Origin of the sequence: Wenyingzhuangia aestuarii, assembly GCF_011927765.1 — a bacterium.
Taxonomy (GTDB): Bacteria; Bacteroidota; Bacteroidia; order Flavobacteriales; family Flavobacteriaceae; genus Wenyingzhuangia; species Wenyingzhuangia aestuarii.
Genome location: NZ_JAATJG010000002.1, coordinates 202,834 through 215,249, shown reverse-complemented (window position 1 = coordinate 215,249; position 12,416 = coordinate 202,834). Strand labels below are relative to the sequence as shown.

Sequence of the window (12,416 nt, the reverse complement as noted above, 5' to 3'; positions counted from 1 at the left end):
AACATGAAAAAATACATATACCTTTTAGTTGCCTTATTTTCATTAATCTCATGTGTTGATGAAGTTACTATTGATGAATTAAACAAAGTAGAAACTCGTTTGGTTATAGAAGCTCACATGGATATTGATAAAAACAATGGAGCTCCTACTACAACTCAAACTATTAAATTAACCAACACAAGTAGTTTTTACAATCAAAATTACCCAACTGTTAGCGGAGCCACCATTAGCATGACTAACCAAACCAATACTTCTGTAGCAACATTTACAGAGACTACAGAAGCTGGAATTTATGAAGCAACAGATTTTGTAACTCCAAGTATTGGAGATATCTACACACTTACCATTACTGTAAATGGAGAAGTGTATACAGCTCAAGATACCTACACAAGTATTATAGATATTAATGAAATTACCCAAGAAACGGTAACACTTACAGAAGAGGTAATCCAAGTAAACATTAATATAGACAATCAAATTGGAGTTGATAATTATTATTTATTTCAAGTAGAAACTCCTTATAGAAATATTCCAGAATATGGGAATCTTGATGATAAACTAATTAGTGAAAAACCTGGAGAAAACAATTATGACTTTGTAATCTTAGATGATGAACTAAAAAAAGACATGGATATAGATATTACCATCTATGGAATTAGTAATCAATACAATAATTATCTAAGTAAACTATTGGCATTGGCTCAAGAATCTGGCGGTCCATTTGCTACAGCACCAGCTACAATAAGAGGTAATATTTTAAACACCACCAATCAAGATAATTACGCTTTAGGATTCTTTTCGTTAAATCAGTTTGTAAAAAAAACCTATAAAATTAAATAGAAAACCTCTATTTTCTATAACATTAGACCAAGACTTTTTCATTGTAAATCCCTACTTTTAGTAAAAATTTTACAATGAAAAAGTCTTTTCTGCTTTTGGTACTTCTATGCCTTGTTGTTACTGGTTTTACAACAAGCTGTAGCAAGCCTAAAAATACTAAAAACAACCCAAAATTTAACTACAGCACTTATATCTACAATCATACTTCGGGTATCAATTCAGTTAAAAACCCTATTAGTATCTATCTTGCTAAAGAATCGTCTATTTCTAAGAACAATATAAAAAAGGCTTTTTCCATCACTCCAAAAGCCAAAGGAACTGTAGAAATTATCAATGCAAAACAAATTGTATTTACCCCTACAGAAGCTTTAGAGAATAATACAATTTATACGATTCGTTTAAATTTAGCTCTTTTGTTTCCTGATGAGCAACTTGCTAATATCAATTACAATTTTAAGTACAAAACCAAAAAACAAAATTTTGAAGTTCACACCCAAGCCATTCAATCTTATAACCGAGACTGGCAATATGTTTTAGGAAACATCACCACAAATGATGTAACCTCTTTAGAAAAAGTAAAACAAATTTTAACGGCTACACAAAATACAGAAAACAGAAAAGTAAAGTTTGATGTAGTTACTATAGACACCAACGTTTTTTTATTTAAGATAGATAGTATTTATAGAGATTTAGAAGACTCTAAACTATCCTTAACATACAACGGAGCTCCTATAGGTGTTGACAAACAACAGCAAAGAGAAATTCACATACACGGAAAAAACAACTTTAAAGTGGTGGATGTAAAGGTAATTAATGATGCTGAACAAAGAGTTGAAATTAATTTTAGCGACCCTGTAGATAAAAACCAATATTTAAACGGCTTGATTTCTATTCAGTCAAGCGGAAAATTAAAATTTGTTAAAAGTGGAAATGTGGTTAAAGTCTATCCGGACAAAACTTTAAAAGGAGAATTAACCATTGGAATTAGAAAAGGGATTAAAAATGCTTATGGATACAAGTTTAAAGAAGCCCTATACAAAACTCTTTCTTTTGATGAACCCAAACCCAATGTTAGATTTTCTAAATCTGGAAACATACTTCCTAACTCAGAAAACTTAAACATTCAATTTGAAGCCATCAATCTAAAAGCGGTAGAAGTTAAAATTTACAAAGTTTTTACATCTAATATTCTTCAATTCCTACAACAAAACAACCTACAAGGAAATCAAAACTTTAAAATGGTAGGAAGACCCATTTTAAGAAAAATAATTCCTTTGCAACCCAAAAACAGTTCCGCATACGCTAAATGGCAAACCTACGGATTGGCTTTAGACAAGCTTATCAGCATAGATAAAGGAGCTATTTACAAAGTAGAATTATCTTACAAAAGAAGTTATGCAACTTATCAATGTAAAGGAGAAACAAACAGCAATACAACACCTGTAGAGAGGATCAATTTTAATGAAGAAGAACTAGAAACAAGCAATTGGGACAATAACGAATATTACAACAACTACGAGTATTACAATTGGAGAGAAAGAGACGATCCTTGTACAGATTCTTATTATGCCAATAAATCTATTTACAAAAACGTAATAGCTACTGATATTGGAATTACCGTAAAAAAAGGAAACAACAACTCTTATTTTATAGCCACTAACAACATGGTTAGCTCTGAACCTATGTCTGATGTTGCAATTACATTTTACAACTTTCAGCAACAAGCCATTTACAGCACCCAAACAAATGAGGAAGGAATTGCTATTAGCCATTTAGAAAACACTCCTTTTATTATTACAGCTCAAAAAAACGGACAAACCACTTACTTAAAAGTAAACGATGGAAATGTATTGTCTATGAGTAATTTTAATACCAACGGAGTAAAACCTACCAAAGGAATTCAAGGTTTTATATATACAGAAAGAGGAGTTTGGAGACCTGGAGACACCATTTTTGTTGGCTTTATGTTAAACGATCTTAAAAACAAAATTCCCGCAGGACATCCGGTAACTTTAGAACTTAAAAATCCTAACGGAGTTTTAAAACACAGAAAAGTAAATACACAAGGAACCAACAATTTATATACCTATGCGGTTCCAACTCAAAGCAGCTACGAAACTGGAAATTGGAACCTAAGCATTGCTGTAGGTGGTGCTGTGTTTAACAAGACTTTAAAAGTAGAAACCATCAAACCCAATCGTCTTAAAATCAACATTAAAACCGATGCAGAAATTTTAAGCAATAACAACCAAATAAACATTGCTGCCAAATGGTTACACGGAGCCATTGCCAAGGAATTAAAAGTAGAAACTGATTTGACCTTAAAAAGTCAAAACACAGAATTTGAGCACTATCCTGCTTATGTTTTTAACGATCCTAGCAAACATTTTGAAACCGCACAGACCAATGTTTTAAAAAGTAAATTAGATGCACAAGGAACAACACAATTCACCTTAAAACCTAAAACCAACAGCAATGCTCCGGGAATGTTAAAAGCTTATTTAACCACTAGAGTTTATGAAAACGGGGGAGATTTTAGCACTGATGTGTACACACAAACCTATTCACCATTTACCATATACACAGGAATTAAAAGACCCGTGGGAGACAAAGCTAGAAATATGCTGCTTACAGACAAACAACATTTGTTTGAATTGGTAAGTGTAAATACTCAAGGAAAACCGGTAGCCAACCAAAGCTTAGAAATAAACATTTACAAAATGAAAAACAGTTGGTGGTACAACAATAACAACAACTATTCTCAGTTCAATTCTGCTTCATACCAATCTGCTGTATTTCATCAAACAGTCACCACCAATACCCAAGGAAAAGCGAACTTTAAGTTTGAAGTTAAGTATCCTGAATGGGGGCGTTATTTTGTAAAAGTAACCAACAAAAAATCTGGACACAGTACCGGAGAAAGTGTATTTATTGATTGGCCAGGATGGGCTGGAAAAGCAAAAAAAGGAAATCAGAAAGAAGCGGCCATGCTTGTTTTTACTACAGATAAAGAAACCTATCAAATAGGAGAAACGGTAAGCGTAAACTTCCCTTCATCGGAACAAGGAAATGCATTAATTACTTTAGAAAACAATACTGAGGTTCTTAAACATTACCGAATTCAAACTCAGAAAGAAAGCACCAACTTTACTTTTACGGTAGATCAAAGCATGACTCCTAACGTATACATTAACATACATACTTTACAAGCTCATAACAATACTAAAAACGATTTGCCCATAAGAATGTATGGGTTAAAAAACATTACTGTAGAAAATGCTTCTTCTCACCTATTCCCTATTCTTAAAGTGGCCAAAGAAGTAGAACCTGAAAAGGAGTTTGAAGTAAAAATCTCAGAAAAAAACGGGAAACCCTTTACCTACACGATTGCTGTGGTAGATGAAGGTTTGTTAGATTTAACAAGGTTTAAAACTCCTAACCCATGGAATACCTTTTATGCCAAACAAGCTTTAGGAATTAAAACTTGGGATATGTACGATGATGTAATTGGTGCATTTGGAGGAAAATTAAATCAGGTATTTAGTATTGGTGGAGATCAAGATTTGGGAGCTGCCAAAACTCAAAAAGCCAATAGGTTTAAACCTGTAGTTATTTTTAAAGGTCCTTTTACCTTAGACAAAAACAAAACCGCTACACATAAAATAACGCTTCCTAAATACATTGGAGCTGTTAAAGCAATGCTGGTAGCACATCAACCTAAAAACGAAGCTTATGGAAAAACAGAGCAAAGTATTTTGGTTAAAAAACCATTAATGCTATTAGCCAGTGCTCCTAGAAAAGTAAGTCAGAACGAACAAATTAAAATTCCAATTACGGTTTTTAATTCTTTAAACGGAACACAAAATGTAAAAGTTGAAATTAAAACCAATGAGATTTTTAGCATAGTAGGAGCCAAAACACAACAAGTTACTTTTAAAGAACCGGGTGATGAGATTGCTTATTTTAATATAAAGGCCTTAACTTCTGGATTAGGAAAAATTAGCATTAAAGCAAGTAATAAAAATCACACCACTAGTTACGATATTGAGTTAGATGCTTACAACCCAATCAATATAATTACCAAAAGTGAACAATTTATTATAGAAGCCAATGCTAAAAAAGAATTGGTGGTTGATGGATTTGGAATAGAAAACAGCAATACAGGAACTATTGAAGTTTCTACTTTTCCACACATAAATTTTACGGATAGATTAAAATATTTAATCAAATACCCTCACGGATGTTTAGAACAAACAATCTCGGCTATTTTTCCGCAATTGTACATCAATGAATTATTTGAAACCTCTTTAATAGAAAAAAATAAAATAGCCGATCATATCAATCGTGGAATCCAGAAACTAAACAATTTTCAATTAACTAATGGAGGATTTAGTTATTGGCCAGGAAATCAGAAAGCAAATGAATGGGCTACCACCTATACCGGTCATTTTTTACTAGAAGCAGAACAACACGGATTTTCTTTGCCTTATAATTTTAAAAACAATTGGATTGCTTATCAAAAGGAGACCGCAAGAAATTGGCGAAAAACAAAAAACAACACCTATGTAGAACAAGCTTACCGTTTGTACACCTTAGCACTGGCTCAACAACCAGAAATGTCTATGATGAACCGTTTAAGAGAAGATGCCAAACTTTCTAACATTGCCAAATTAAGATTGGCTTTGGCTTATGCAACTATAGGACAAAGTAAGGCTGCCTTGGAATTAACACAAAGTGCTTCATTAATTGATTACACCAAAGTGTATCAACTAAACCATGGTTCTACATTGGCCAACAAAGCCATTGCTTTAGAAACCTACCGAGTTTTAAACCACTCCACAAAGGCTAGAGAATTGTTAAACGATATTGCCAAAGAATTAAACGCAAATACCTATTTAAACACCAAAACAACTGCTATGAGCTTATTAGCCGTGGCTAATTATTACAAAAATGTAGCAAACAAAGGTTTGGATGTACAAGTAAAAGTAAACAAGCAAAAGCTAAATATAGCATCTAAAAAATCTATACAAGCTAACAATGTTGAATTTACTAAGGGAGCCAATAAAATTCTTGTAGACAATAAAAACAAACAACCTTTGTATGTAAAATTAACCTATGCAGGAATTCCAGAAATAAATACCGAAGAAAACATTTCTAAAAATATAGTTACCAATATAAAATATGTAGATGCCAACGGTAAACGAATCGATGTAAAAAATCTACCACAAGGAACTAATTTTACCGCAGAAATAGAAATTAAAAACACCTATAACAAAGCAATAAAAGATGTGGCCATGACCTATCAAATTCCATCCGGTTGGGAGTTGTTAAACACACGCTACGCAACAGGAGAAACCAACACCAACAGTACTATTACTTATACAGATATTAGAGACAATGCCATTCACTATTATTTTGATTTAAAAGCCAATCAAAAAATAAATTTAAAAGTAAGAATAAACACCACCTACTTAGGTTCTTATTATTTACCAGGAACACATGTAGAGGCTATGTATGATGATAATTTTATGAGTCATACCAAAGGAATGTGGATTGATGTAACTCCTTAATTTTAATTATTTAAACACTATAATTTTACCTACTAAAAAAGGCTGTTTACACAGCCTTTTTTAGTAGGTATAGTAAAAGAGATTTTATTAGTTTTTAAGTATTTTTTTAACCGTTGTTCCTTCTGTTGATTTTATAATAAAAGAATACATTCCAGATTTTAAATTAGAAATATCTATACGGTTCTCTTTTGCAGATAAAGATTTATGTATCAACTCTCTACCACTTACATCATAAACCGAAACTGTAACATTCGTTAAGCTTTTTAAATTAACTTCTACACTTCCTAGTGTTGGGTTTGGAAAAATTGTAATATCAGTATCTATATTAAAATTTGCAGTATTTAAAACCGTACAGTTACTTACAGGGGAACCTGATAAAAAATTACTTTGTGATCCTGACAAATTAAAACTATGAAAAGTTCCATGGTATCCATGAGACGTTGCATCTAACAAACTTGATATCCCAACATTATTCCCATATGCATCACCTTGATTAAATTTGTAATAAGCTAATAAACCTGTTTCATTCCCAACCAATTCACATTCTTTATTAGAATTAATTTCTGCAGATGTTCTGGCAACATTCCAAATGCGTAAATCATCTAAATCTCCAAAAAATCCAGTATTGTTATATAATGTTCTTAGTCCCAACAATAAATCTCCAGAACCTTGATATGGACTTGTTGAATTTTGTCCTACCAAAACTCCATCTTGGTATACAGATCTTACATAAGTAGCAGGATCATATACACATGCCCAATGATGCCAATTAGCATCACTATTGTAATTAGATATAAATAAATCATTTCCAAAAAAAGAAAAATGAAACAAACCATTTCTAAAACCAATTTGTAATTGTTGACTATATGCTTCAACTCCTTGACTTAGTACATAACCCGCTTGATAAGGATTGTTAATTTTAGCATAAAACTCAATGGTAATAGGAGAATTAGCAAGATTAATACCTTGAATCTTTACATAGTCATTATGATTTCCAAAATTTAAATGTGTAGCGGACTCTACAACATTGACTTTTTGTGCTACAGAAACTAAATGATTCTTTTGTGCGTATATAGTATTAAGGCATAGGAAAGCCCATAAAAAAAAGTAGTTTTTTAGTTTCATAAGTGTAAATTGTTATTAATATTTAATTAGCTAGCAAAGCTATTATACTATAAAAAATACCAATCACCCATTAAGACAAATCAATCGCCCAATCGGACATTTTAAAGTTTTTTTATTAAAAAACGAACAAAAAACAGCAACTAGATAAACTTTATGTTTACTTTATCTATTTAAACAAAAAACACTTCTAAATTAGCTAAGAAACATAGATGAATGTAACTTCTTAAATTTGAAAACAAAAATTACATCTTATTGTTTAAAACACAAACTAAAACTTAGTATAGGTTTTATGTTGTGTTTTTGGTATTTCTTGTTTTTACCCACTCACCTATTTAAGGAAGATTATTCTACCGTTATTTTTTCTAAAAACCATCAATTACTAGGAGCTACTATTGCTAGTGATGAACAATGGAGATTCCCTCCTTCGGATTCCATTCCGACAAAATTTAAGCAGTGCATACGCTATTATGAAGATGAATATTTTTACAATCATCCTGGTTTTAATCCTGTAGCTATAGGAAAAGCCATTATTACCAATTACAAAACAGGAAAAAACAAAAGAGGTGCTAGTACACTTACACAACAAGTCATACGTTTAAGCAGAAATAAAAAAAGAACTTATACAGAAAAATTTATTGAACTTATTTGGGCTACAAGATTAGAATTCTCCAAATCTAAAGATGAAATTTTAAAACTCTATGCCAATCACGCTCCTTATGGAGGAAATGTAGTGGGCTTAGAAATGGCTTCTTGGCGATATTTTGGAACTTCTCCCGAAAAGTTATCTTGGGCAGAAAGTGCTACTTTGGCAGTATTACCTAATGCTCCGGGGTTAATTTTTCCTGGAAAAAACAAACACTTATTACAAAAGAAAAGAGATTTTTTGTTATTAAAATTAAAACAAAAAGGAATTATTGATGAAACAACGTATCAGTTATCCATACAAGAAAACATTCCTAAAAAACCTGTTGCTATTCCTCAAGAAAACATTCATTTAATTTCACACATCAATCAAACCAACAATGGAGAAAGAATAGAAACAAGCATAGACGATGACATTCAACAACAAGCCCTTAAAAGTGTTGCTAAATTTCATCAACAATATGCTAAAAACAATATTTACAACCTAGCGGTTTTGGTGATTGATATTGACACTAAAAAAGTAGTTTCTTATGTAGGAAATAGTCCTACCACTACAAAAAACGAAAAGTTTGTAGACATGATTCAGGCACAAAGAAGTACAGGTAGCACTCTAAAACCTATACTATATATGGGCATGTTAAATAGCGGAGAAATATTACCCAATATGCTAGTACCAGATGTGCCTACTCAAATACAAGAATACAAACCACAGAACTATAATTTTACCTACTCTGGAGCTATTTCTGCTAAAAAAGCACTTGCCAAATCGTTAAATATCCCAGCGGTTAGAATGTTAAGAACCTATGGCCTGCATAAGTTTAAAAGTGATTTAAATTATTTAGGATTAAATGGAGTGCACAAACCTGTAGATCATTATGGGTTGACTTTAATTTTAGGTGGAGCAGAAAGTTCTTTATGGGAACTGACCAATATGTATTCCAATTTGGCAAGCACACTAAATCATTACAACACCAACAACGGAAGTTATTTTAGCAAAGAACATCAAGAGGCTAGTTTTTACAAAAACAGCATTTTAGACTTGGGAGAAAAATCCATTGCTAAAAATATTTTTGATGCAGGGAGTATTTATTTAGGTCTTGAGGCTATTACAGAATTAACTAGACCCGAAAATGACAAAGAATGGAAACATTACAATTCTTCTCATAAAATATCTTGGAAAACAGGAACCAGCTTTGGAAACAAAGATGCTTGGAGTATTGGAGTGACTAAAAAATATGCCATAGGTGTTTGGGTTGGAAATGCCGATGGGGAAGGAATTGCAAACATGACAGGGGTCAATTTTGCTGCACCAGTTATGTTTGATGTTTTGGAAAGTTTACCTGAAAATGATTGGTTTGACAAACCTATAGATGAACTTCAAGAAATAGAGGTTTGCAGCCTTAGCGGTCACAAAGCAAATCCGTTATGCCCAACCACTAAAGAATGGATTCCATTAACAAATAACACCACGTTGCTTTGTCCTTATCATCAAAAAATATATATAGACAAAAAGCAAAAACATCGTGTGTTTAAAAATTGTGCCGATGGAAATACTATTTTCCCTGCCACTTGGTTTGTACTTCCCCCCAACCAAGCTTGGTACTACAAAAAACAAAATGCCAATTATCAAGATATTCCTCCTATTAAAAAAAGTTGTTTGGACGTGAACAATTCAGTTATGGACTTTATAAGTCCAAATGAAAACACTAATTTTATCCTGACAAAAGATTTTGATGAACAAATAAATCCTATTGTCATCAAAGTAAGTCATCAAAGAAGCGATGAACAACTGTTTTGGTACTTAGATCATACCTATGTAAAAACAACAACGCATCATCATGAAATTGCGATTACTCCAACCATTGGAAAACATCAAATTACGGTGATTGATCAAAACGGAAATCAAATTAAAAGAAACATCAACCTAGAATAATTCCATGGATTTTACAAAAACTACTGAGCAAGATTCTCTATACAATCATTTAGAAAACATGTCTGCTTTACAATTAATTCAGAACATTAATAACGAAGATCAAAAAGTAGCGTTTGCGGTAGAAAAAGCAACGCCACAAATTGAAGCTTTGGTCAATACCATTGTAGAAAAACTAAAAAATGGAGGTAGATTGTTTTATATGGGAGCAGGAACTAGTGGTCGTTTGGGTATTTTAGATGCATCAGAATGCCCTCCTACTTTTGGAGTTCCTCATGAGTTGGTGGTAGGAATTATTGCTGGAGGAGATACTGCTATTAGAAAAGCGGTAGAAAATGCAGAGGACAACACCCAACAAGGTTGGATAGATTTGCAAAAACACAACATTTGTAGTAATGATGTAGTGATAGGAATTGCAGCATCGGGAACCACTCCTTATGTAATAGCTGCTTTGGAAACTTGTAACCAAAACAACATTGTTACAGGATGCATTACCATGAATTTAAACAGTCCTTTACACAAAGTAGCCAACTACCCTGTGGTGGTAACTGTAGGTCCTGAATTTGTAACAGGAAGTTCTAGAATGAAAGCCGGTACGGCTCAAAAAATGGTATTAAACACCATTAGTACTAGTGTGATGATTTTACTAGGAAAAGTAAAAGGAAACAAAATGGTAGACATGCAATTGTCTAATGATAAGTTGGTAGACCGAGGTACTAAAATGATTCTAAAAGAAATTGATATTGACTACAACACTGCCAAAGCATTACTTTTAAAATACGGAAGTGTTAGAAACGCAATTAACAACTACAAATAATGGAAACTCCAGACCCTAAAAAACATTTAAGAAGAGGTATTAACATAATGGGAGCTAGCTTATCTCTCCTTATTCTTAGTCCTATCGTAATTACTATTGGTTTTAAAGCACAACAAAAAGGAGACATTAGTTTTATACTTTATATAGGAATTATTTTAGCTATTGGTACCATTGTTTTGTTTGCCATGGGAATCCGATCTTTGCTAAAATATTTGTTTAGAGATTAGAGTCTAAAAATCATTTCTACAACATATTTAACTTTTTGTACTTAGTGTTATTCTTTAATAACACTACTATTGAGGTATGCTTATAACTATAAAAACTACCTTTATGAAATTAGTTAACTACATTACTTTTCTTATAATTCTATGTACCACCCAAATTACGTGGGCTAAAGATATTTTAGTATCATCGGAAACAGGAACAGAAAACACGCGACAAAAATTTATAAATGCGTACAATAAAGCGCAATCGGGTGATGTAATTGTGGTAGATCTAGATATTTTAATTCAAGACAATGAAGCTCCTATTGTCATATCTAAAAACAACATTACACTTAAAGGAAAAGACAAGGGAATTGGAAAATATAAACTTTTAAGAAACAATCAGAAAAACTTTATTTTAAAAGTAACAGGAAGTAACATAACCATTCAGAATCTTTTGTTTTTAAACGGACTACAGCAATTGTACTTTGTAAACAATAAGCAAATTACCAACCAAATTAAAGTGATGGATTGTTACTTTAAAAATGGAAAATATACTGGAATTAACTTTAAAGGAAGTTATCAAAACGTAGCTATTACTCGTACTATTTTTGAAAACACAAAGTTCAGTATACAAACCATGGACTGCCCTATTTTAGAAAACTTTATCGTAGATGATTGTAAATTCTTTAAAGGAGATCATCAAATTAGTTTAGACAATCCACATGCAGAAATTATTCGTCATAAAAACATTCAAATTAAAAACACCTATTTTGGTTTATGCGATCGATTTAATTTAGCGTTGGCCAATACCCAAAACGTACTTATAAAAAAATGTACGTTTTTAGGAGGAACAGGACCTTACTCTCAAGCTTTGCATTTTGAAGATAGAACCAAAGACGTATTGGTAATCAATAATAGTATTAAATGCTTGGCAGATGTAGCCATTCTTTTATATGCAACCGATAAAATTGGTCACGGAACAGGTAGACGTTTAACCGAAGAAGAAAAACAAGCATCGGGTTCTGGAAACATTACTTTAGATAACAATGTTATTCAATCTGGAAAGGCTGATTCAGCAATATCTGTAGGTTACGGTCAGGGATTTATAAAAATAAAAGGAAATAATATCATCAAGTCTGAAAGTATTGGAATAAAAAGCTTTAAGTCTGCTAAAACAATGACCTTTTTAATTGACAAAAAAACCTTAATTAATGGAAAGAGATATAGTGATATTCAAAAAATTACAGATCTAAAAACCAAAGAAAACTTCATTCGACTGAAATAAA

At 32.1% G+C, this 12,416-nt stretch carries 7 protein-coding genes; 6 read left to right on the top strand and 1 reads right to left on the bottom strand.

What is annotated here, in order from left to right; translation table 11 throughout:
- Positions 1-3 precede the first annotated feature (3 nt).
- Together GGR97_RS02820 and GGR97_RS02815 are read left to right on the top strand one after the other, a co-directional pair.
- The gene (locus tag GGR97_RS02820; RefSeq protein WP_167896907.1) at positions 4-840 is read left to right on the top strand and encodes a DUF4249 domain-containing protein; all 837 of its coding nucleotides are present in this window, start codon (positions 4-6) and stop codon (positions 838-840) included.
- Positions 841-914: 74 nt separating this feature from the next.
- On the top strand, positions 915-6,410 hold the full coding sequence (locus GGR97_RS02815; protein WP_167896906.1) for an alpha-2-macroglobulin family protein: 5,496 nt from the start codon (positions 915-917) through the stop codon (positions 6,408-6,410).
- An 87-nt stretch (positions 6,411-6,497) separates the two neighbouring features.
- Here the strand turns inward: GGR97_RS02815 and GGR97_RS02810 are convergent, their stop codons facing one another.
- Positions 6,498-7,535: a LamG domain-containing protein gene (locus tag GGR97_RS02810; RefSeq protein ID WP_167896905.1), complete on the bottom strand. Its 1,038-nt coding sequence runs from the start codon at positions 7,533-7,535 to the stop codon at positions 6,498-6,500.
- 229 nt (positions 7,536-7,764) lie between these two features.
- Here GGR97_RS02810 and pbpC point away from each other — a divergent pair, with 229 nt between their 5' ends.
- From pbpC to GGR97_RS02790, 4 genes are all read left to right on the top strand, one after another.
- Positions 7,765-10,110, top strand: coding sequence for a penicillin-binding protein 1C (gene pbpC / locus GGR97_RS02805; RefSeq protein ID WP_317165736.1), 2,346 nt, complete (start codon positions 7,765-7,767; stop codon positions 10,108-10,110).
- A 4-nt stretch (positions 10,111-10,114) separates the two neighbouring features.
- The gene (gene murQ / locus GGR97_RS02800; protein ID WP_167896904.1) at positions 10,115-10,924 is read left to right on the top strand and encodes an N-acetylmuramic acid 6-phosphate etherase; all 810 of its coding nucleotides are present in this window, start codon (positions 10,115-10,117) and stop codon (positions 10,922-10,924) included.
- Positions 10,924-11,151, top strand: coding sequence for a DUF6095 family protein (locus tag GGR97_RS02795; RefSeq protein WP_167896903.1), 228 nt, complete (start codon positions 10,924-10,926; stop codon positions 11,149-11,151). Before murQ ends, GGR97_RS02795 begins: the two co-directional genes overlap by 1 nt.
- A 103-nt stretch (positions 11,152-11,254) precedes the next feature.
- Positions 11,255-12,415 (top strand): right-handed parallel beta-helix repeat-containing protein, encoded by a 1,161-nt coding sequence (locus tag GGR97_RS02790; protein ID WP_167896902.1) that lies wholly within the window; start codon positions 11,255-11,257, stop codon positions 12,413-12,415.
- Position 12,416: the final 1 nt, after the last annotated feature.

Coding starts and splice junctions, on each gene's coding strand:
- GGR97_RS02820 (WP_167896907.1), top strand. CDS start 4: ATGAAAAAATACATATACCTTTTAGTTGCCTTATTTTCATTAATCTCA.
- GGR97_RS02815 (WP_167896906.1), top strand. CDS start 915: ATGAAAAAGTCTTTTCTGCTTTTGGTACTTCTATGCCTTGTTGTTACT.
- GGR97_RS02810 (WP_167896905.1), bottom strand. CDS start 7,535: ATGAAACTAAAAAACTACTTTTTTTTATGGGCTTTCCTATGCCTTAAT.
- murQ (WP_167896904.1), top strand. CDS start 10,115: ATGGATTTTACAAAAACTACTGAGCAAGATTCTCTATACAATCATTTA.
- GGR97_RS02795 (WP_167896903.1), top strand. CDS start 10,924: ATGGAAACTCCAGACCCTAAAAAACATTTAAGAAGAGGTATTAACATA.
- GGR97_RS02790 (WP_167896902.1), top strand. CDS start 11,255: ATGAAATTAGTTAACTACATTACTTTTCTTATAATTCTATGTACCACC.